Origin of the sequence: Bacillus sp. m3-13 (genome assembly GCF_000175075.1) — a bacterium.
Taxonomy (GTDB): Bacteria; Bacillota; Bacilli; order Bacillales; family Bacillaceae_I; genus Sutcliffiella_A; species Sutcliffiella_A horikoshii_C.
Window position 1 is genome coordinate 432,107 of record NZ_ACPC01000019.1, and the last position, 20,971, is coordinate 453,077.

Here is a 20,971-nt window from a genome sequence, read left to right on the forward strand (position 1 = left end):
ATAAGCCAGCCTCTAGCTTTCATTTTGGGTCTCTTTCCATTTCTTCAAAATATGTGGGACGATATAGGTTGCGACATTGATTCCGGTGCAATCAAAGATATTTTTGATATGGGCATTGGAGTTAATTTCACAAACAAGAGGGGAGCCGTCTTCAGCAAATAGGAGATCTACCCCGGCAAAATCTGCTCCCACAAGTTTCGCGCTTCGAATGGCGTATTTTTTTTTCCAGTGCCGTCGGTTCATATTTCAACATTTTCCCGCCATTACTCACGTTTGCCCGGAAATCAGTTTCCGATATTCGCATCATTGAGGCAACCACCTCATCTCCCACGACATTTAAACGGATATCTTTGCCTTTGCTAGAAGAGATGAATTCTTGCATGAGAAAAGGTCGATTTCCTATTTCCTTGATTTTCGCGAGCAGTTCTTCTATGGTTTGAATCAAAAAAACCTGCATTCCGAATGATCCGTAAGCTTCTTTTAAAACAAGTGGAAAGCCTAGAGTTTCAGCAGCATGGTAAAAGGGCTCAAGATTTTCATGAGCATGAAATACCATTGGTGCTAAAAGAGTTTTTGGCATCGGTATTCCGTGATCTGCAAGTGTTTGAAATGTGAGGGATTTGTTATCACAAATTTCAATGCAGGAAGCACTGTTATAAACGGGAATGCCCATTTTTTCTAGATGGCGGGCAAGTAACACGTCTTTGTCCAGGAAAAAAACGAAATCTGGTAGCTCATGCTTGTGATGAACTCCTTCCAATGTTGCCTTCCCATCCGTCACGCTTGGAAACAGGTCATTGTTTTTCATGAGCTTAGTAGAAATGTTATGTTTTTTAGCTTCCCTATCAAACCACTCAGCTAGTTCAATAAATTTTTGCTGAGGGAGGTTTCCGTTATAGATAATCCAGCATAATAGTTGTTTCATGTATAATCCTCCATTGATGCAAGATAATGAATGATGATCTCCAATGCGTTAAGAATCTTTTTAAAGTAAAGTGAATCGGAAGGGTTTTCAAGCAACTTCCAATTCATTTCTATTTGCAAACAAAAGATATTGCAGCTTTTTGAAACATCGGCAGATACCGTGTGTGGGTAGCCTGCGGTAAAGATATGATCGATAAGTACATCATGGATGCCCTGGGCTAACAAAGTCTTTTGTATATGGTTAACAATCTTTGGACCTTGACTGTGTCTGATGTTTTTGCCTCTACCGGTGCCAAGGTCGATATTATAAGGTCTGGAAGGTGCCATAATATGCAAATCCAATAGAAAGTTAATGGAATGTTCATTGACTATCTTTTTTATAAAATGACGATACGTACTTTTAGGATTGTAATTGGCATCATCCATCAGATTTTTCGTTTTAAAGATGGCATGACAGTTTAATTGTTGCTGAAGGTGCATGACCATTGGGCCTGTCAGGAATTCTCCCTGTTTCTCTTTTCCATTTCGTTGCTGCGTAACGCTGTGTGGAGCAGATAAGAGAATTGGCAGGTCGCCTTGGATATAGTGAAAGCCTTCTTGATTGCCTTGAAAGCTTTCTTCAATGAATGTTTTTTCCCATAGATTAAAATTCATGAGGGCTCCATCCTTTTGGTTATTAACTCTGTTTTTTGTTGGAGATGCTATAGCGAACTCTTGATAGCGTAACATACATTGATAATGGGACGAAAAGTAAGAGCAGTAAGATTCGAGTCCATGTTGTAAAAATGGAAACGGATAGAACGGTGAACATGACCGCGATAATCGGGACAAATTGAATGTTCCAATTTTTCTTCAGAAGAAATGTCATATCACGTTCCACAAGGATGACTTTGCCGATATTGTTCAATCCTAAGTGAGTCCTGATGGTGGAAGGAACTGCAACGGAAATATTCATCATGCTGCTAGAAGACATGATGTTTGTTTCTTTAATTAACTCCAGGTCGTTCATCTCCAAAACTTGCGCTTTCGCGGTTTTATTGCGATAAGATAAGATTACCGTATCGGCCTCTTCAATCCCAAGCAAGGTCATGGTGCTTTTCGTCAAACGGATGATGTTGCTTGTTTCATCTGATGTATATGGCCTGATTACCTTTAAGGAAAGTTGCTTGTTTCCGATAAAAGCAGTAAGTAGTTTGTTTTTGATTCGCTTTTTTACGGATAGCCTCTTAGCTTCCTTATAATAATGGTTAACAGGATACATAAATGTATGATAATATCCAGCCTTTTTCAGTGCTTTTTTCAGTTGAAGGGATTCTTGATAGCTGATCCTCTCCAAAACTTTTCCTTCCTCATATGTGTTTTTTAATAAAACCTGTTCGGACTCTGTCAAACTCACATTCAGACAAAGGTCCTTTAAGACGGTGGGAGGAATGAAATCTGGTGGCTGCTCGTAGTCTAAAAACTGTCTTTGTATATAGTTCAGCTTAATCGTTTTATCGTCCGATAGACCTGTCTGTTGAGCTAACTGAGAAATATGAAAATCAAACGATGCTCCGGTATGAGGATTCATTAATTCGATATAAGGCGATTCCGTACTCTTCAATTTATTCATCATGCTTTCCGATACAACGATTCGATTTAACTGAACATCACTGGCACTCTGTGTTTGAATATGATGAACGGGAAATCTTGCTGCCTTTTGGATAAGAATGGGCTCAACAGCTGATGAACCGAACAAACTTTTCTTAACACCGGAACTTAGGATGACTTCATTAGCACCTAAATTCTTCTTCGTTTCATAGACCATGCATTTACGAAAAAAACCTGTGATGGGATTCAGAACAAAAACATAATCATGTTCATTGAGTCCCCATTGATCTTTCGTTTCCCTTGTCAATTCCAACCGGTTAAAAGGGGTGATCATGCTAACCTTAAAGGCATCAGACACAGTAGCTGTAATCCAAGGTTCTTGATTATGCTCGATTTGGGTTGGCAACACTTTTAATAAGGAAAGAAGTACAGGCAAAAAAGAGGTTGCATCGTTTTTATTGATGAAAAACTTTACAGATGGTTTATTTTCTTTGAGGCAGTAATCTTCTTCCGTTGAAATGGTATTGGGAACAGTTGTGTCTATGTATTTTTCTGTTATATAGTTTATGAGGGGATGAAAATGATCGTTGAACATATATTCATACCCGTTGTTCTCTTTCTCTTCCACGCCAATCAATCCTCGGATATTGTATTGGGCGATATATCGTTGTATTTTGTTTTCTATCTTTGGAGTCAAACTTTTCAGAACCATCAAGTGACAATTTGAGACTTGCTGCAAAGTTATCCCGAGAGCCAGCAAGTTGATGTCAGTGGAGGGAATGACCATTAGGATAGGAGATGTTCCTTTATACAGTTTTAATTGTCTGAATGGCGACATGATGGAACGTTTAACAAGCATACTCTTATTTTTGGAGAAATCTGTCCGTATGTTTTCTGGAACCGAGAAGGCATTTGGAAGTTTATTAATCATAATTCCACCTCAAGTTATTAATACTTTTCATTTTAACCTAACAGATAAGCAAAAAGGAGATTAATATGTTTTTGTCATTTAAAGAATTACAAGAGAAAGTGAATTTTTCGATAAAAAATGAAATAAATCTTGGTCTGGACAGGATTCTTCAGTTTCTAGAAAAAGTGGCTAATCCACAAGATCAAATACAGATTGTACATATCGGAGGGACAAACGGGAAGGGTTCCACCTTGCGCTTTTTAGAGAGCGTATTAAAAGAAACAGGACTAGCGGTAGGGGTTTTCCATTCACCTGCGTATCGTTTCATCAATGACCAACTATCTGTCAATGGAACTTCTATAACAGATGAAGAGATGGTGGAAATCATCCGCGTGTTTAATAATCATGGTTTAGAAGAAGCCGGCTTAACGGAATTTGAACTGCAGACGGCGATGGCGTTTTATTATTTTGCCACAATGAAAAAGGTGGATATCGCGTTGATTGAAGTGGGACTTGGCGGGAGAGAGGATTCCACGAATGTAATGACACCAGCGCTCAGCATCATCACGAACGTTGGACATGACCATATTGGATTTCTTGGGTCGTCTGTTGAGGAGATAGCCCATCATAAAGCAGGCATCATCAAAAGAGGAGTTCCGGTTATTTCCGGGGAACAAAATCCAGCTGCAAAAGAGGTCATTCAAAAAGAAGCTTTCATGAAAGAAAGTCCGGTCTATTTTATGGAAGAAGAATTTTCTTATCGTTTAAAAGAAGGGAAGCTTACTTTTCAATCTGCAAAGAAAAACTTGGAGGAGCTAGAGTTATCTTTGCAGGGTGATCATCAGGGTGCAAATGCATCATTGGCTATCATGGCTTATTTACTTTTAACGGATAAATGGGACATGGAATATGATGAGCGGGTGTTAAAAGAGGGGTTACTGAAGGCAGAACATCCTGGTCGATTTGAATTAGTTCAAAAAGAACCGCCTATCATTCTTGATGGCGCCCATAATGAAGAGGCAGTTGACGCATTAGTGAATACGATAAAAATGAATTTTTCTAATAAAAGGGTAGTTGTCTTATTCAGCGCTTTGAAAGATAAACCAATAGAACTGATGGTGCGAAAATTGGAACCTATCGCAGATGAAATAATTTTTACTTCTTTTAATTTTCCGAGGGCAGCCCGTGCAGAAGATGTTTTTCAGGTAAGCGAACTTCAAGAAAAAGAGTTTGAAGAGGATTGGAAAACAGCGTTGCAGACTGCTATATCAAGGGTAGATGGCAATTCTGTGCTGCTGATAACCGGTTCTTTATATTTCATTTCTGATATTAGGACTATACTCACATCAAGCAGGGAAAAGAAATGAGGGATAATTATCCTATTTTTATTGTGACAAATGTTAGAAAATTTGATAATATTTAATTATTGCAAAAGTCTGTCGAAAAAAGGATAAAGAAGGGAGGGGTAAGTTTGGTGGTTCAAGCAGTAAGTCGCCAAAAAGAAGCGGTAATCTGGACAAGCTTTGTTGTCATGGTACCCATCTTTTTGTGGCTGGGATATCAGCTTTCTCCTGTTGTGATAGAAGATTTGCCGATGTGGCACATAGTTGGATTTCTGGTGTTAGCTATCATACTCGCCCTTATTCCAATCGTCGTCGGAGAGGTACCATTATTTCTGGCGCAGGGTGTTTCCTTGGCGGCCCTCTTATCCTTCGGTTTATTCATTGAAATGATCGTGACCTTAGTCTCCGTTCTAGCATTGATGGCTTATATGCGCTTCAACAGTGACAATAGACTCAGGATTCCTATCAATATGCTCATGTTTTCCGGCATATCCTTAATTGCAGGGTTCGTCTTTTATCTCCTTGGAGGGACACCTGGTGATACGAGACTTCTAAATATAGGTGTCATTACACCGATTCTTGCACATGAATTCGTTTATTTCACACTTAATACAGTAGCCCTTTATTTTATCCAGGTGCAAATTTATGAACGTAAAAGTAAATTCATCACACCTGACACCAAGTGGGACGCAGTAACAAGCATTATGGTCTTGCCTGTAGGTCTGATTCTCTACATGCTATATGAGCAAGTCGGTCCGGTTGCACTATTGTATGTTGGACTACCGTTTGTCATCCTAACTCTCATTCTTCAACTCTATCATTCCAGTCAGAAGGTAAATGTTTATCTTCAGCAAGCTGCGGATGTCGGACATCAGTTGACGGAAAGACTTGATACACAAGGGGTTCTGGATGTCTTCTTAGATAAAATTTCGACGCTCTTTAAGGTGGATTATGCTGCGATCATTGATGTGAATGGCGAAAAAATCATGAAAGTCCTTCGCGTCATGGACAAGGAGAACAGTGTGGAGGCGAATGCTATCCTGCATACTGATGATGAAGAGCTCTTGGCCTATATGCTAAAACGTGGAAAAAGCGTCTGTTATTTTACGAAAAAAGAATGGAAGCATATGTCCAAATCACATCTTCCTGCAAAAATTGAGAGTTTGATGTGTGTTCCGGTTATCAGAAACCACAAGATTGAAGGACTGGTATTGTTAGCAAGCACATCCAAGCGGACTTATGATAAATCCCAATTAATGATTGTGGATATCCTTTGTTCATACTTTGGAGTGGCAATGGAAAAAGCACGACACTATCAGGAAACGAAACAGAAAAGTGAACGTTGTGCATTAACCAAACTTTACAACTATCGCTTTTTTGAAAGTGTATTAGATAAAGAATACGATAAATTAAACAAAGGTCATTCGAAATCTCTCTCACTCATCATGCTAGACTTGGATCACTTCAAGAAAGTAAACGATGTGTATGGACATCAAAGTGGCAACGAGATTCTCATGCAGGTTGCTGATAGACTTACTGCCCTTGTTGGCAATAAAGGTACGGTTGCCCGTTATGGTGGAGAGGAATTCGTTATTTTACTTCCAGATATGGAACGTGGCCAATGCTTTGAACTCGCCGAACGCATCAGGGTGAACTTAGCCACAAGATCCTTTGCTTTGAAGCAGCATATCCGAGAAACGCAAGGAGCTCAAATGGTGAAAGTAACGGCAAGCATAGGGTTCGCGACAGCACCATACGATGCCGAGGACACGCTTGACTTGATCCGCCACGCAGACAGAGCGATGTATGTGGGGGCAAAGAAGGCTGGACGGAACAAAGTAGCGGAATATCGGAAAACTTCATAAAAATAAAAAACTCTCGCCGGAAATTTGCTGGCGAGAGTTTTTTATTAGTTACTCCAATTCCATAAGGCGACTTCGTCCACTTGAATCGCTCCTATCCACTCTTCTTCCTTCAATGAGAGTACTTCCTTTGTTGGTCCGGTAATGACTACACCATGATGGGAGATGCCATCATCTTCTAAGTAGGAGAGAGCCTCTTTTATTTGGATGTCTCCATGCATCTGTTGAATTTCATCGAATTCTTCTTGATAGTCAGCTAAGAAACGTAGTGTCTTTTTAAAGTATTTGTGCAGCATTTCTGTATCGCCTTCCACATAATTTGGTGCGGCACGAGTTTCAGAGCTTGAAGAACTTAAGAACGATTTCTCTTCTGTTTTGGATATAAGCTTCCAATCATCGCTATGGAAAATAGGATAATTAGGAAAACCAATGTTCGATATTGGATAAAGGTCCCCTGTTTCCTCAGATGTTACGACGGGAAACCAAAGTATGTCCAAATCTTTTCCTTTAAAATGTTCAAACACCTTTTCAGTCGAAAGAACCTCATCAAAAGTCACGAAAGCGGTGGAAACAGTCCCCTCTGGAAGCATTTCAAGCCTTTCCCATTCAGAGGATGAATCTATACCGTACTCTGACAGTAAGGAAGGGTGATGGATCTCCGGAAGTTGGTCGTCTTTACCATAAAATTTCTTATCTACATTACCCATCTTTGAGAACAGAAAATTAACTTCCATTTCCCCGATAGGGTAGGATTCTTTCCCTACTGTTTTACGTAGTTCCTTTGTTGCGTTCATATTCAAGAACATTCCAACTTTCGTATCGGCAGTGTACTTGTTTGCGTAAGGATCCGTAATTACTTGTGAAAAATTAATAACATCACTTAATTTTTGCGACCGACTATAGTCATCCGAAAATCCGTAATAATAGAAGTTTGTTAAAAAAGAAGAAACCATGACAATCAATAGTAAGAGAGGAATAACTGTTAGTGCAGTATTTATCCTCGCCTTCCATTTGCTTGCCCGTAATATTTTCCTTTGCTTCGTTTTTTCCAGGGTGGGCTTCATCCACTGTTCTTCCTGAGCGCTCATTTCTTTTTCAAACTCTTCCTTTTCTTCGGGTGTCATTTCGTCTTTATCATAACGTTCTAATTTTTTCTTAAAGTCATCATTCATTTATTTCGTTCTCCTTTCCTTGAATACTTCTTACTTTTTGGCGTGCACGATAAAGCAGCACTTTAAAATATGTATCTGTTACGCCCAGGGCTTCGGCCGCTTCCTTATAAGTGAAGCTGTTATAATCATAGAGTAGGATCGCTTGCGCCTGCTGCTCATTGAGAGTGCTAATCGCATCCATGATTTCTGCAACCTCTGATTTCAAGAGGACTTCCTGCTCTGTTCCTTTCCCTTTGCCAAATAGTCGTTGGAAAAAGCCTTGTTCCTTCACAATGGTCCGCTTATGCTTACGATAATGATCAATAAATACATTATGAGCGATTCGGAACAACCAAGGCTTCACATCCTCACCCCGGTAATTCTCCAAATATAAATACGCCCTCAAAAAAGTTTCCTGAACAAGATCTTCCGCAAGATGATGCTCCCTACATAAAGAAAGGAGGTACCGGAAAATATCCTGCATATGCTCTTCGTAAAATATCATCAATAGACTGTTTCATCTGGCCCCCCTTTCACCAACAATAACGGCCGAGGTCTAAAAATGTTTCAAGGAAAATAAATATAATTTGGAAATCTAGAAAAATCTATAATAATTGTTGTATTTTGTAGAAACCATTCTGCTATAATTGTAGATATATAGGAAAATGTTACTAGGAGGATGGGGAGTTTTGAAATACATTATACATTTTACCGTCTGTATACTGATAGTGCAGTTGTTATTTTTCTTCGATTTCACCGAATTCAGTTTCAGCGACCACTCCAACCAACAACGACCAGCTCTCATTGAATTTAAAATAAAGTGGAACCAGCTAGAAAAGAATTGATCCTTCAAAAAAGAAGGGAATCAAAACGTTGCAAAGAACGTCATTGAATTTTTGAATTATTTCGGGAAGGAATGCTACTTGAAAAACCCAAGAAAACCATTAGATGTGGTGTTTGTTTTTGATAAGTCAGGGGTCGATGGGATTTGATCTCAAGAAGAATGTTACACGACTGGAAAAGGGCTAAAGAAGCTATGCAGACAGCAGCAACCGTCTTTAATACTGCTAATTCAGAAAGAGTGAACAAAGATAGATTTAGTATAATAGAATTCAACAGTAATGTTGTTGTTCGGAAATTTAATAAAGAAGAACTCACCTCGGATATAAATCAGATAGTTGAAGTAACGAAAAAAATTACTGCTCCGATGAGTGAAACTAGCGGAACTAATTATAGTGCAGCACTTCAAGCTGCGCAGGAAGTATTAATGAAGTATAAAGATCCTGCAAGGGAACAGATTATTATCTTTCTAACGGATGGAGAACCTACCGTATTAAACACAAAAGACATGCCAGAGGGAACATATGAAAGAAAGTGTAGTTTAAGAGAAATCTTCAGCTGTAAAAATAGAGGATGGGATGGATTTTGGATTGATTATGAGTATGAACATATAAAAGATCGAAAAGAAGCTGAAGATAGAAATTTTACTATATTTCAAAATAGTACATACCAAATAACTCCTGATACATTCCAGCATGAAGGGAAAAAAATTAGATTTGCAAGTCACGCAGAAGAATATATTAAAAATCATGCTATTGGGGTTGCAGAAACTATTACTAGTGCTGAAAGTGGGATCACCCTGTACTCTGTCGGTTTCGGTGAGGCAAGTATCAACTATTTGGATAAATTAGCAAGCAAAGCAAGCAATGGTGAATCAATGGCCATTGAAGCGGGAGGCACGGACCTGAATCAAGTATTCGAAGCATTGGTGAATGAAATTGATACACCTTCTTTAAATAATGTTGTAATTGAAGTCAAAATACCAGAAAGCGTTTCGGTTGAAGAAGCTCCTGGAGTCAGAGTGGAAAATAGGGATGGACATACATACGCAATGGTTACTCCATCTAACGGTCGTGTTCAATATCATGTAGGTGAGCCGCCAGGGGTAGTGTCAGTACCTAATCTTCCGTTAAAGTTCAGTGCCCGCGGGGATTACTTATTTGAAGTGAAGTGGAAATATACCGACATTAAAGGCAAACCAGCAGGGGACACCTATTCTCAGGAAGTAAAAGTATCTGTACAGGATCAAGTTGCTCCTTCATTTGAACTGAATATGAGTTTATCAAGTGATGCGCCAAAAAGTAATGATATAATCAGATTGCAAAAATCAAATGTGGATAATGAAAACTTGGACAGTTTTTTAATAGACTACACCATCAAACCGTATGGAAAGCTAGCAAACGGGAGCAAGGGTTCCTTGAAAAACATACAACTTAAACAGAAGTTACCTGCAGGTTTAAAGGTAGAGCTTAAAGATGGTATGATAGAAAATCGACTGAATGACGGCTCTACTGAAATCATCTATAATCTTGGTACCAATCAATATAACTCTAACCAAGGGAAAATAGAATTCTCAAAAGAAATCGAAAGGCTGTCATTGAAAGTAAAAGGAATACACAGTATTAATGCACAACCTTTACCCGATCCTACTATCACTTTTGTTGACAATGAAAATCAAATGAAAACGGTCGCTGTTACAAACAGGCCAATTGAAAAAATAGAGATGATTATTAAATTAGTAGATGTGGATATCGATCCTATAGTGGAATATCGTGGAAATCATGCGGGGAATATAAGTAAGTATAATAAAGGAACCGGTCAAATGTGGGCTTCCCTTACCCTACGTGATGATAATAATAATTCCATTATTAATCCTATCTATTCCATGGAGTTTGGGGAAAGAAAAAATCAAATCGTTGTAAAATATGCTAATGGTGTAGCAAGAGAATTCCCGTTAACTCCTGTGATTGGTACCAGATTAATAGGTTCAGAGAGTAAGTTATCTGTAGGAGATAATGGAGAGTACACTTTTAATCAGGAAGCAGAAGTGTATTTTGATAAAATAGTTCCTGGATCTTCAACTCAAAGTCAATATGAAGTTCGCTTTAAGAAACCGGGATCATCCAATTATTCTCATTGGCAAACTATAAATCCGTCTGAGTATATCTATTCCGTAAAGGAATACGGTAAAACACTCGTTCAAATTCGAGCAGATGGAGGATTTATAAGAACTCCCTTTGATGAAATAGTCATCCTTAACTATAATGGAGTGAGCGACTTCACTCTTAACTATCAGGATGAGATGTATATTGGTGAAACACAACAAATTGAGACTATTTTCGAAGCGTCAGTGGGTTCCAATGATTTAAGCTTGACTTGGAGCACCTCTAATCCTCAAGTAGCTACCGTTGACTCTGCAGGTGAAGTAACTGCAACAGGTCCTGGTGTGGTAACCATCTCTGCTTCATTGGATGGTCAGGCTTTAATGAAACAGGCAACCATTAGAGTGGTAGAAATTCCAGAGTATAGTCTTGAGTTCAAGAAACCCCTATACACTACTAAAGTGGGCCAGCCTTTGAATCTTCAAGGCCAAGTGAGAATTAACCCTCCACATTTAAGTGGAAGGATAAAAGTGGAGGTTGTTTGGCAGTCCAGTGACCCTTCCATCTATACAATTGAACAGAATGGACATGGAGAGGGTATATCTAAAGGGGTTGTAATGGTAACAGTGACTTCGGCAGAGGATAGTTCCATAAGTGCCACTACCATAGTTATGGTAGAAGAAGAAGGTTCTAGCGGAAGCAACCCTCCCAATGACTATAGATGGTAATGACGAATAAACAAAGGAGCTCCTGAAATTCAGGAGCTCCTTTGTTTATTTTATTGTTGTATCATCTACTATCACTCTTAATCTGTCTGCTACAGGCAATCTTGATACCTGACTGACAAGTACATTTGGGTCATGAACTACTTGGAAACGTGTTTTCATTCCTTCCTGATTAAAGGCAGCCCTAGGAGTTATTGTCGTACTGCGACCGATATCTCCTCGCACTGCATTCACGGTCAGTTCCTTCTTTGCGAATAACCCTCCATGGATATAAAACATCGATCCAACACCGTATAAGGTTGCTTTGTCTTCCGTATAGAAGAAAGCTTTAAGCGGTGTACTTTCATTAGACAAGTCGTATATGTTCTCATTTTCTTGTTCAATGTTGAAGTCATTGAACTCATTAATGCGTGTAATGGTCAAAGGCCCATTTGAGAAAAGAACGAGTTGTTTGGTATCGTCAATCCCTTCGATATTAGTATTTGAAATAAAGCTTTCCCCATAGGCATACACGACACTATCAAATTTAATAGTATCATTTTCACTACCTATACCTGCAGTTTCTTCATTTCCATTGATTTTTATATCTCCGTGTACAACAACTGTACCGCTGATATCCACGGGAGTATCTGCCAGGTCTATAGTTAAATCTCCTACAACCACCAGAGGCTTTTTAATGGAAACGGAGTTATTGAACGCTGCAGTTATGTCTAAATCTCCGTTAATCACCATCTCCTTGTCTATGACAATAGGGCCGACCGCACTATTTATAGCAACAGGATGATGGTATACAATTGGTCCATTTATACTATTTATCGTTTCCATGTCAAGCAGAAACTTATCTCCTTGCATGCCTGGAGGAGAGGGGCTTTCATCCAAGACACCTACCTTATCTCGAATGGTTTGCAAAGAATCACCGTTATCAAGGTCTGAGGTTAAAACAGCTTCTGGCAGTGATAATTGGTCATTGAGAACTCTTAAATAGGTTTGTTTGAAATCAACATGAACAAAGTCTTCATTACTTGAATAAACATCAGGCTTAGCCAATTGATAAAAAAAGGCTGGAAGCAACTTATCTGTTGGCAGCCATTCTGCTGGAATATTAAGCTCTTCCATGGCAGTATGGGTATCCTTGATCTTGATGTTTTTTTGCACATCAACTTTTCCATTAATAGCGGTAAACGGAGTAGAAGTAGTTCCAGGCCCATTTAAATCTATAAATTCTGCCTCATTCTTTATAAGTAAATGATTAGCAATTACATCACCATCCACATTAGGAGAACCTTGGATATTAAGTCGCCCTTCATCTTCTTCGACACTGTAGGAACCAAGGGCATAGTCTAGAAAACTTGGTGCGGGAGATAGAACCACTCTTTTCTTCACGGTTTTGATATTTGGTGCTTCTCCATAAACGACTGAGAATTCATAGATTCTTGTAAAAAGCTCTTGCTGCTGATTTGTATAAAGGTGAGTGACATCATTTGCAATAAAGTTAGGGTAATCTTCAAGATCATCTACAATATTATCTAAGGTTTCTTGATATTTAAAAGGTAAATCTTCCGCTTTAAGTGGTATCTCTACCACTTGTTCTTTAAATGTAGTAATAAGGAAATCGAGCTGTTCTTTACCTTCGTATATATTTTCATATCTATCAAGTTGAACCTGTGTACGAAGAGTACCACCAAGAGCAACGGTCAAGAGAGAAACACCCAATATCATAAAAACAGTCACAGTGATTAAAACTACTAATAAACTAGAGCCCTTTTCATTCATCAGAACACCTCATACAGTTAATATCCAAACTTGCTGTAAAATTCTATAGGTTCAACATATAACCTATTCGTCTCTTGACTAAATATTTCATGAGAAAGAATGAATCGAAAGGTAATAATGCCACCTTTACATGACGATTTTTCCAGGTTAGTACATTGGAAATCAAAAATAGGCAATTCTGCACCTTCTTCATCTTTAACCGCTTTGATAAGATAATTATCATTATTAATTTGAACAGATCTTTCCAACAATGTATCTTCCACTAACGTGTGAGTGTTAAGAATGATATCCTTCCCTGCATCATCGTTATCTACAAGTTGAAGCACAACCTTTTGAACTTTATCAATATCATTTTCTTTTGAGGTAACAAAGTCCTTATTGTTTAGTGCCAGCTCGTTTTTATTGTAAAGTGAAAGTTTTTCTTGATCACGTTCAAAGACCAAATCATCTGGAGAAAAGGCATAAAATTCATTTAATACGTTTGCCAGAATATAATCTGCTTCTTCTTTCATCTGACTTTCAATGCCAATTTTTTTATATAGATTAATACCGGTAATGAAAACCCCATAGACCGTGCTAAGTACAATGCCACTGATTGCTAAGACAGCTAGCAGTTCAAATAACGTTACACCATCTTCCTTTTTCCATTCATCTAATAGTTTCATGGCTTAGTACCCCTTGAATTACGACATCATCTCTTTGATCCTTCCACTCTAGTACTACGTAAACTTTTAATAGATGTTCACGAATATATTCATTAGTCTGTAACAAATTCCCAAAGTTCTCATGGTCATGAATAATCAAATCCTTTATACTTGAAGGAAGATTTCTAATACTAAGAGCATCTTGAGAGATTAAATTTGATAAAGAAGATAATGTTTCAAAATCATTGTATTTCATCAAGTAGATGGATATAGTAGCGTTGGCTGAATATACTTCATTATTAATTACCGGATTCAAGATGGACAGGCAGCGGTCTACATTGTCAAAAAGGATAATATCGTCAGAGGTGGATTCACTTGCTGGAGTATCATTGTTCTTTTTTATGGTAACTTTTTTATCACAATACACTTTGTTAAGAGAGATGATATGTACATTTTCATTTGAATCAGCTTCATACGACAAATAACCTTCAAGTTTGTTGTAATTTTGTTTCTCCACGTAGTTCATCACATTGCGGGCAATTTGCGTTGCGATGGCCTTATCTTCATTTTCATTCACATAGTTGTAACTGTTATGAAAGAAACTCATCAATCCAATTACAACAACAGAAAGGATTGTAAGAGAAAGCAATACCTCCAATAAAGTGAACCCTTTTTGTTCCTTAAAAAGTTTTTTCATCTATGATTCTCCTATTTCAAAATACCTATCTTTATTATACAATAACAATAGTCTACTTAGTTCTACAATTTTTGTAAAAATAGATAGAAAGTGGTGAGATTATGGAACTTTATAATTATGGATTTGCAATTTTATCATTTATCTTGTTGTTACTAGTATTTTTCTTTGTTCCAATAAAGTTAACTAAGACAGGTAAATGGTTGTTGCCGGGAATCTCACTACTAGTTAGCTTAATTGGAATATACATATTTAATCTACTTACTTTATGGCACAGTATAATTCTAATGGTGTTTCTTCTACTATTAACTGCAATTCTACTTCAACGGTTACCATTATTCCTTAACACTTCTCCTTATGATGAAAATAAATCAAATAATAAGTTTTAAATGGTCAATAATTTTTTTAGATGAATCTTTTCTAGAGAATTTTAACGCGGGGGGAACGGGATGCGGAGTATAAAATTATTGATTATCCTAATAGGTTGTACGGGGTTTGTCTTCGGATTCTCACAATTAGGAGGGATAATGGCCGAAAAATGGCTACCTGAGAATACTTCTTTCGCAGAAGAGACGATGATTGCGACAGAAGAAGTAAGTAACCACTCAAAAGAGGAAGCGGCTGCTAAACTAAATAAAGCAAAAAGCAAATGGATCTCTAATGATACCATTTACCTTGAATGGACAGGAGAACTCCTTCCTTTTCCTAAAGATGCATTTATCTATCAAATTCCTGAAACAATTGATTATGCGGAAAATGGATCAGTAAACGGAATAAAAGTAGAACTACCTATCGGGAAATTGCTAGAACAAATTGAAGCTATTACACATAGCAATGATATTTTTTCCTCGTTAGATTCAGAATTGTTAAAGAAAGATATGGAAGAAGTTGCTTCCCAACTAAAAGAAGGAGACCATACTTTTTCTCTAGCAAATTATTTGACAGAAGAAAGTGTAGCTGAAGAAATAACCACGACTGCAGAAATATCTTTATCAGGTATATCCAGTTTAAAAGAATTGACCGAGACATTTAACAATACAGAATTAATTATCCCTGGTAATGCAAGTTTTTCTGTAAACGAATGGATAAAAAATGAACATACTAATCTATCTGATGAAGCAGCAAGTATCTTTGGATCATTAGTATATGAACTTATAGGGCCTACCAATTTCCTTGTATCAGAGAGGCATATTTCCAATGAGATGCCTATATGGGCAGTTGAAGGGTACGAAGTTCTTGTACAAAAAGATAAAATGGATTTTGTTTTCAATAATCCAAATCCCAATGACTATAAACTTAATTTTAATGTAAGTACCTCTTTAATATCTGGTGAGTTAAGTGGTGGGCCACTTTCATATGAATATGCCGTAGCCGAGGTGGAAAGAAAAGCTCTCGCTCCAAGAACGATTGTTCAGTATTCTGCTACTCTCCCAAGCAACGGGAAAAATGTAAAAGAACAAGGTCGTGACGGAACATATATACAGCTTATAAGAACAGCAACGGACACAGAAGGAAACGTGGTAGAAACTACTGTGTATAGTGAAGATTTCTATGCTCCTATTCAAAGAGTAGAGCAGCATAGCCTATCGCAGCCAACAGTGGTAAACAATCCAATTGTTACACCTCCTGTGAATGTAGGGCCACCAACAAACAATAATAGTACTAGTGGAAATACAGTTACTACCCCAGGTGCAGGAAATAATAATTCATCGAATACAGGATCAAATGCAAACACAAATAACAATTCCGCTACTCCGGGAAATAATCAAACGAACACCCCAGGAAATGCAGGTTCAGGGAATACTACGCCGTCATCCGGTTCTAATAATGAAAGCGGAGGAACTAACTCAGGCACTACCTCGCCTACAAATCCTGGGCATGGCTCATCAAGTGGGGAAACAGGAAAATAAGATTAAAGGATGATTTATTACAATGGTTCAGATAAGAAAACGCCTCGGTGATCTCCTGGTGGATGCGGGAATAATAACTGAGGCTCAGCTGCAAAACACACTTAAAGAAAAAACGAAGGATCAAAAATTGGGAGATGTGCTTCTTCAAAAAGGGTATATTACCGAGCAACAACTTATTGAGGTATTGGAATTTCAGCTTGGTATTCCACATGTCAGCCTGTATCGTTATCCATTTGATGAAAAGCTAATACATGTAATATCCAAGGAATTTGCCAAAAGAAATCTACTTATTCCATTAAAGAAGGAGCATGATAAGCTTTTTGTCGCAATGGCAGATCCGATGGATTTCTTTGCCATAGATGACTTGAGGTTATCCACTGGATTTGAAGTAGAACCAGTAATCGCAACGAAAGATGACATCTTACGTTCCATAACCAAATATTATGATTCCACTGATTCCATGGACGATTTGTTTATTGGCTTAGATGCCGCTGAGGAAGTGAAAGTAGTACAAGAGGAGAGCCTGTCTGAAGATGATTCTCCTATTGTACGAATTGTAAATCAATTATTGCAGAATGCCATCCAGCAACGTGCAAGTGATATTCATATTGACCCTCATGAAACAAAGGTTGTTGTCAGATATCGAGTGGATGGAGTTCTTCGTACAGAAAGGACTTTACCAAAGCATACACAAAATGTGTTGATTGCCAGAATAAAAATCTTAGGGAAAATGGATATTACCGAGCACCGTGTCCCGCAGGATGGCCGTATTAAGACAAATGTAGACTTTCACCCTGTAGATGTACGTGTCTCAACTCTCCCTACCGTTTTTGGAGAAAAAGTGGTAATGCGGATTCTTGATATGAGCAGTACTTTGAATGATATATCACAGCTAGGTTTTAATGGAAAAAACTATGACCGTTTCATAGAACTGATAAATCGACCGACAGGAATCATTCTAATTACTGGACCTACAGGTTCGGGTAAATCCTCTACTTTATACGCTGCGCTCAACAACTTAAACAGTGAAGAGGTAAATATCATCACGGTTGAAGATCCCGTGGAATATCAATTGGAAGGTATAAATCAGATACAGGTAAATACGAATGTTGGAATGACCTTTGCTAAAGGTTTACGTGCAATTTTACGTCAGGATCCAAACGTCATCATGGTAGGGGAAATTCGTGACCGTGAAACGGCAGAGGTTGCTATTCGAGCTTCTTTAACAGGTCATTTGGTCTTAAGTACCTTACATACTAACGATTCAATCAGCACCATTACCAGGTTGATAGATATGAAGGTTGAACCTTTCCTTGTTGCCTCTTCAATTAATGGGGTATTGGCACAGCGTCTCGTAAGGAAGGTATGCCGTGATTGTGCTAAACAAGAGGAACCTACGGCAAGAGAGATAGAGATATTTGCGAAACGTGGATTAACTATTGATATGATTTCCAGAGGGAGAGGCTGCGGAACTTGTAACATGACTGGTTATAAAGGTCGTTTAGCAATACATGAGTTGTTAGTAATTAATGACGACATGAAAAAACTAATTATGAACAACGAACCTTTTTCAAGAATAAGAGATCTGGCAAATGAAATAGATACTGTTTTCCTAATTGATGACGGCCTTGAAAAAGTAAAAAAAGGACTGACGACCACAGAAGAAATCTTACGTGTCGCTTTATCAGAGTAGGTGTTGACCATGATTGAAAAAATAAATAAATGGCTTCATGCCGCATATGAATTCAAGGCATCAGACATTCACCTTTCTGTCGGAGTGCCACCTGTCTTTCGTGTTAATGGTGAGCTGAAGCGATACGGTGAAGATCCTCTCACTCCTGAAGACACCGAAACCTTGGCTAAACAAATGATTCCTGAGTTTATGTTGGAGCGCTTTGAGGAAAAAGGCGAATTGGACTTTTCCTATAGTGTCCCTGGAATCTCGCGTTTCCGTGTAAATGCATACAGACAACGAAACTCTGTAGCAATAGCGATACGAATCATACCGACTAGAGTTCCTTCATTGGAAGAGCTTCAACTGCCACCCATTCTGCAAACTCTTATGGATAAGCCTCAAGGATTAATTCTGGTAACCGGCCCGACAGGAAGCGGTAAATCGACCACGTTGGCTTCCATGATTGACTTTATGAACAAATCACAGAAAAAACATATCATAACACTAGAAGACCCTATTGAATATTTGCATCGACATAATCAATGTATGATTGATCAGCGTGAGGTTGGTATTGATACAAACAGTTTTGCATCAGGTTTACGTGCTTCCTTGCGTCAAGATCCAGATATCATCTTGGTCGGAGAATTACGAGATTTAGAAACCATACAAACAGCCATTACCGCAGCGGAAACGGGGCATCTTGTATTAGGCACCTTGCATACTACAAGCGCACCATCCACGATTGACCGTATTATTGATGTGTTTCCTGGCCCACAGCAGGCGCAAATTCGCATTCAACTTGCATCTGTTCTTGTTTCAATCATTTCCCAACGATTGTTTCCAACCATTGATAGACAGGGAAGAAAAGTGGCCACCGAAATTCTTGTCAATACACCGGCAGTAGCCAATCTTATCCGCAACGAAAAGATTCATCAAATTCAAAACGTGATGCAGACAAGCAAGGCACAGGGGATGCACACACTTGATATGAGCATTAAAAAGCTCATTCAACAAGGTGACATAAGCAGATTGTCAGCCGAAAGCTTTTTACAGGAGTCGATGCATCATGCCTAAGTTCACTTATACCGGCAGAAATACTGCCGGCAAGCAAACAGGAAGCATCACGAGCAGCTCACGCCGTGAAGCGTTTGTGGCACTAAAAGAAAAAGGTATCCGAGTTATGAACTTGGAGGAGATTCCAGAGTCAATTTTCACCAAAGAAATCACTTTAGGAAATCCAGTTAAACTTCGTGACTTTGTTATCTTCCTACGTCAATTTTCCACCCTCATCAGAGCTGGTATATCAGTAGTCGAAGCAACAAATGTTCTTGCGCAGCAAACCTCCAGCAAGGCCTTGAAGAGGGTGTTGTTTGATGTAGAAGAAGAAATGAAACAAGGGAATCCTCTATCAGAAGCGGCAGCCAAGCATCCAAAAGTCTTTTCCTCCATGTTCATTAACATGATTAAAGCAGGAGAAGCGAGTGGCGCTTTAGATGATACCCTAGACCGCCTTGCAACCCAGTTTGAAAAGCAGAACGAAACAAGACAAAAAATTGTCTCAGCATTAACCTATCCACTAGTGCTCGGGGTTATCGCTATTGGCGTAGTTATCTTTTTACTTGTAGGAGTAGTGCCAACATTCGTAGCCATGTTTAGTGACTTTGGAGCAGACTTGCCATTGATTACGAGATTCGTCCTCTGGGCGAGTGAATGGATGCAAAGTTTCTGGTGGTTGTTCCTATTAATTGTTCTAGCTGCAGTTATCGGGCTGGTAGCAATGAATAAACAAAAAAAAACAAAATACTATATTGACTATGCTCTATTACGTATACCAATTTTCGGACCACTACTTCAAAAAGCGGTCATTGCCAGATTGACAAGAACGCTGAGTTCCTTGTTTTCCAGCTCAGTGCCGATACTACAGGCAATATCAATTGTTGAGAAGATTGTCGAAAACGAAGTCATCGCGAAAGTGCTTGCTGATAGTAAAATAGAACTAGAAAAAGGTGAGTCCTTGACTGGTCCAATGAAAGAGCATTGGGCGTTTCCGCCACTGGTAACCCAAATGATTACCATAGGAGAAAGCACAGGTTCATTGGATTCCATGTTAGATAAGATTGCTGAGTTCTATGAAAAAGAAGTAGATTATGCAACCGACAGATTGAAAAGTTTAATCGAGCCATTGATGATTGTTGTGCTTGCTGTCATAGTTGGGACTATAGTCACATCTATCCTAGTACCAATGTTTGATATTTTTAACCATATACAAATGTAGAAACGTGTAAAATCTTATTGAAATTTGAAAGATAGTATAATAGAATTATATGTAGAAATATATACTACATATTTCCATTTAGGGAGGAAAATTACGATGTTACAAAAATGTAGAAAAATGCTTCGGAACGAAAAAGGATTAACATTGATCGAATTACTTGCTGTTGTTGTTATTTTGGGGATTATTGCTGCGATTGCGGTGCCGAGTATAGGGAATATTATTGATAATTCACGTAAAGATGCACATGTAGCCAATGCACAACAACTTATAAATTCTGCTCGTCTAGCTATTGTAGATGATTCCACTTTATCTGTTGGGAATAATACAATTACTTTAGCAACTTTATTAGAGAAAAATTTTATTGAACAGATTGAAGATCCAGATGGTGGAAATTACGCTAGTGGTTCTGTAACGGTTGCTGAAGGCAAAATCACAGGAGTAACATTAGTAGGTACTGAAAGAACAGTTTCTGTTGCACTTGGTGAAGATGAAGATAATTTAAATGTTACTAGAAGTAATGTCCAAGATAATCAAGACAATTCGGAGCAATAAA

Annotated in this window: 18 protein-coding genes; 9 read left to right on the forward strand and 9 right to left on the reverse strand. The window is 38.4% G+C overall.

Going from position 1 to position 20,971, the window contains the following annotated elements:
- Nucleotides 1-12: 12 nt before the first annotated feature.
- From M313_RS26400 to M313_RS0112730, 4 genes are read right to left on the reverse strand one after another with little or no spacing between them, the layout of a single operon-like run.
- On the reverse strand, nucleotides 13-243 hold the full coding sequence (locus M313_RS26400) for an ATP-grasp domain-containing protein (RefSeq protein WP_234946565.1): 231 nt from the start codon (nucleotides 241-243) through the stop codon (nucleotides 13-15).
- Nucleotides 152-925 carry an ATP-grasp domain-containing protein gene (locus M313_RS23520; RefSeq protein WP_010195850.1) on the reverse strand — a complete coding sequence of 258 codons (774 nt, stop codon included), beginning with the start codon at nucleotides 923-925 and terminating at the stop codon, nucleotides 152-154. The genes M313_RS26400 and M313_RS23520 overlap by 92 nt, the downstream gene beginning before the upstream one ends.
- Nucleotides 922-1,578 carry a hypothetical protein gene (locus tag M313_RS0112725; RefSeq protein WP_010195852.1) on the reverse strand — a complete coding sequence of 219 codons (657 nt, stop codon included), beginning with the start codon at nucleotides 1,576-1,578 and terminating at the stop codon, nucleotides 922-924. Before M313_RS0112725 ends, M313_RS23520 begins: the two co-directional genes overlap by 4 nt.
- 22 nt (nucleotides 1,579-1,600) lie before the next feature.
- Nucleotides 1,601-3,445 carry a hypothetical protein gene (locus tag M313_RS0112730; protein ID WP_010195854.1) on the reverse strand — a complete coding sequence of 615 codons (1,845 nt, stop codon included), beginning with the start codon at nucleotides 3,443-3,445 and terminating at the stop codon, nucleotides 1,601-1,603.
- Nucleotides 3,446-3,516: 71 nt separating this feature from the next.
- Here M313_RS0112730 and M313_RS0112735 point away from each other — a divergent pair, with 71 nt between their 5' ends.
- Both M313_RS0112735 and M313_RS0112740 read left to right on the forward strand, forming a co-directional pair.
- Complete coding sequence (locus M313_RS0112735) at nucleotides 3,517-4,791, forward strand: bifunctional folylpolyglutamate synthase/dihydrofolate synthase (protein WP_157182464.1); 1,275 nt, start codon at nucleotides 3,517-3,519, stop codon at nucleotides 4,789-4,791.
- Nucleotides 4,792-4,898: 107 nt separating this feature from the next.
- Nucleotides 4,899-6,632 carry a sensor domain-containing diguanylate cyclase gene (locus tag M313_RS0112740; protein ID WP_234946568.1) on the forward strand — a complete coding sequence of 578 codons (1,734 nt, stop codon included), beginning with the start codon at nucleotides 4,899-4,901 and terminating at the stop codon, nucleotides 6,630-6,632.
- A 44-nt stretch (nucleotides 6,633-6,676) separates the two neighbouring features.
- On the opposite strand, the gene M313_RS0112745 is transcribed toward M313_RS0112740, so the two are convergent.
- On the reverse strand, nucleotides 6,677-7,801 hold the full coding sequence (locus M313_RS0112745; RefSeq protein WP_010195860.1) for an anti-sigma factor: 1,125 nt from the start codon (nucleotides 7,799-7,801) through the stop codon (nucleotides 6,677-6,679).
- Entirely contained in the window at nucleotides 7,794-8,285 is a 492-nt protein-coding gene (locus M313_RS0112750; protein WP_010195863.1) for a sigma-70 family RNA polymerase sigma factor, read from the reverse strand. The genes M313_RS0112745 and M313_RS0112750 overlap by 8 nt, the downstream gene beginning before the upstream one ends.
- A 184-nt stretch (nucleotides 8,286-8,469) precedes the next feature.
- Here M313_RS0112750 and M313_RS25860 point away from each other — a divergent pair, with 184 nt between their 5' ends.
- Nucleotides 8,470-8,625: a hypothetical protein gene (locus tag M313_RS25860; RefSeq protein ID WP_010195868.1), complete on the forward strand. Its 156-nt coding sequence runs from the start codon at nucleotides 8,470-8,472 to the stop codon at nucleotides 8,623-8,625.
- A 143-nt stretch (nucleotides 8,626-8,768) separates the two neighbouring features.
- Complete coding sequence (locus tag M313_RS0112760) at nucleotides 8,769-11,450, forward strand: Ig-like domain-containing protein (protein ID WP_010195869.1); 2,682 nt, start codon at nucleotides 8,769-8,771, stop codon at nucleotides 11,448-11,450.
- Between the two features lie 45 nt (nucleotides 11,451-11,495).
- Here the strand turns inward: M313_RS0112760 and M313_RS0112765 are convergent, their stop codons facing one another.
- From M313_RS0112765 to M313_RS24615, 3 genes are read right to left on the reverse strand one after another with little or no spacing between them, the layout of a single operon-like run.
- The gene (locus tag M313_RS0112765) at nucleotides 11,496-13,220 is read right to left on the reverse strand and encodes a hypothetical protein (RefSeq protein ID WP_010195870.1); all 1,725 of its coding nucleotides are present in this window, start codon (nucleotides 13,218-13,220) and stop codon (nucleotides 11,496-11,498) included.
- A 17-nt stretch (nucleotides 13,221-13,237) separates the two neighbouring features.
- Nucleotides 13,238-13,885 (reverse strand): type II secretion system protein, encoded by a 648-nt coding sequence (locus M313_RS24610; RefSeq protein ID WP_010195871.1) that lies wholly within the window; start codon nucleotides 13,883-13,885, stop codon nucleotides 13,238-13,240.
- Nucleotides 13,869-14,561 (reverse strand): type IV pilus modification PilV family protein, encoded by a 693-nt coding sequence (locus M313_RS24615; RefSeq protein ID WP_010195872.1) that lies wholly within the window; start codon nucleotides 14,559-14,561, stop codon nucleotides 13,869-13,871. The genes M313_RS24610 and M313_RS24615 overlap by 17 nt, the downstream gene beginning before the upstream one ends.
- Before the next feature lie 446 nt (nucleotides 14,562-15,007).
- On the opposite strand from M313_RS24615, the gene M313_RS0112785 reads away from it, so the two are divergent.
- The 5 genes from M313_RS0112785 to M313_RS23535 all read left to right on the forward strand — a co-directional run bounded on the left by M313_RS0112785 (nucleotide 15,008) and on the right by M313_RS23535 (nucleotide 20,970).
- The gene (locus tag M313_RS0112785; protein WP_157182465.1) at nucleotides 15,008-16,468 is read left to right on the forward strand and encodes a hypothetical protein; all 1,461 of its coding nucleotides are present in this window, start codon (nucleotides 15,008-15,010) and stop codon (nucleotides 16,466-16,468) included.
- Nucleotides 16,469-16,490: 22 nt separating this feature from the next.
- The gene (locus tag M313_RS0112790) at nucleotides 16,491-18,161 is read left to right on the forward strand and encodes a GspE/PulE family protein (RefSeq protein ID WP_010195879.1); all 1,671 of its coding nucleotides are present in this window, start codon (nucleotides 16,491-16,493) and stop codon (nucleotides 18,159-18,161) included.
- A 9-nt stretch (nucleotides 18,162-18,170) separates the two neighbouring features.
- The gene (locus tag M313_RS0112795; protein WP_010195881.1) at nucleotides 18,171-19,217 is read left to right on the forward strand and encodes a type IV pilus twitching motility protein PilT; all 1,047 of its coding nucleotides are present in this window, start codon (nucleotides 18,171-18,173) and stop codon (nucleotides 19,215-19,217) included.
- Nucleotides 19,210-20,418: a type II secretion system F family protein gene (locus M313_RS0112800; RefSeq protein ID WP_010195882.1), complete on the forward strand. Its 1,209-nt coding sequence runs from the start codon at nucleotides 19,210-19,212 to the stop codon at nucleotides 20,416-20,418. The genes M313_RS0112795 and M313_RS0112800 overlap by 8 nt, the downstream gene beginning before the upstream one ends.
- Before the next feature lie 96 nt (nucleotides 20,419-20,514).
- Nucleotides 20,515-20,970, forward strand: a complete 456-nt coding sequence (locus M313_RS23535; protein WP_010195884.1) for a prepilin-type N-terminal cleavage/methylation domain-containing protein — start codon at nucleotides 20,515-20,517, stop codon at nucleotides 20,968-20,970.
- The last annotated feature ends 1 nt before the right edge of the window (nucleotide 20,971 follow it).

Excerpts from the sequence above, each read along its gene's own strand:
- M313_RS26400 (WP_234946565.1), bottom strand. The coding sequence starts at position 243 with ATGAACCGACGGCACTGGAAAAAAAAATACGCCATTCGAAGCGCGAAA.
- M313_RS23520 (WP_010195850.1), bottom strand. The coding sequence starts at position 925 with ATGAAACAACTATTATGCTGGATTATCTATAACGGAAACCTCCCTCAG.
- M313_RS0112725 (WP_010195852.1), bottom strand. The coding sequence starts at position 1,578 with ATGAATTTTAATCTATGGGAAAAAACATTCATTGAAGAAAGCTTTCAA.
- M313_RS0112730 (WP_010195854.1), bottom strand. The coding sequence starts at position 3,445 with ATGATTAATAAACTTCCAAATGCCTTCTCGGTTCCAGAAAACATACGG.
- M313_RS0112745 (WP_010195860.1), bottom strand. The coding sequence starts at position 7,801 with ATGAATGATGACTTTAAGAAAAAATTAGAACGTTATGATAAAGACGAA.
- M313_RS0112750 (WP_010195863.1), bottom strand. The coding sequence starts at position 8,285 with ATGATATTTTACGAAGAGCATATGCAGGATATTTTCCGGTACCTCCTT.
- M313_RS0112765 (WP_010195870.1), bottom strand. The coding sequence starts at position 13,220 with ATGAATGAAAAGGGCTCTAGTTTATTAGTAGTTTTAATCACTGTGACT.
- M313_RS24610 (WP_010195871.1), bottom strand. The coding sequence starts at position 13,885 with ATGAAACTATTAGATGAATGGAAAAAGGAAGATGGTGTAACGTTATTT.
- M313_RS24615 (WP_010195872.1), bottom strand. The coding sequence starts at position 14,561 with ATGAAAAAACTTTTTAAGGAACAAAAAGGGTTCACTTTATTGGAGGTA.
- M313_RS0112785 (WP_157182465.1), top strand. The coding sequence starts at position 15,008 with ATGCGGAGTATAAAATTATTGATTATCCTAATAGGTTGTACGGGGTTT.
- M313_RS0112790 (WP_010195879.1), top strand. The coding sequence starts at position 16,491 with ATGGTTCAGATAAGAAAACGCCTCGGTGATCTCCTGGTGGATGCGGGA.
- M313_RS0112795 (WP_010195881.1), top strand. The coding sequence starts at position 18,171 with ATGATTGAAAAAATAAATAAATGGCTTCATGCCGCATATGAATTCAAG.
- M313_RS0112800 (WP_010195882.1), top strand. The coding sequence starts at position 19,210 with ATGCCTAAGTTCACTTATACCGGCAGAAATACTGCCGGCAAGCAAACA.
- M313_RS23535 (WP_010195884.1), top strand. The coding sequence starts at position 20,515 with ATGTTACAAAAATGTAGAAAAATGCTTCGGAACGAAAAAGGATTAACA.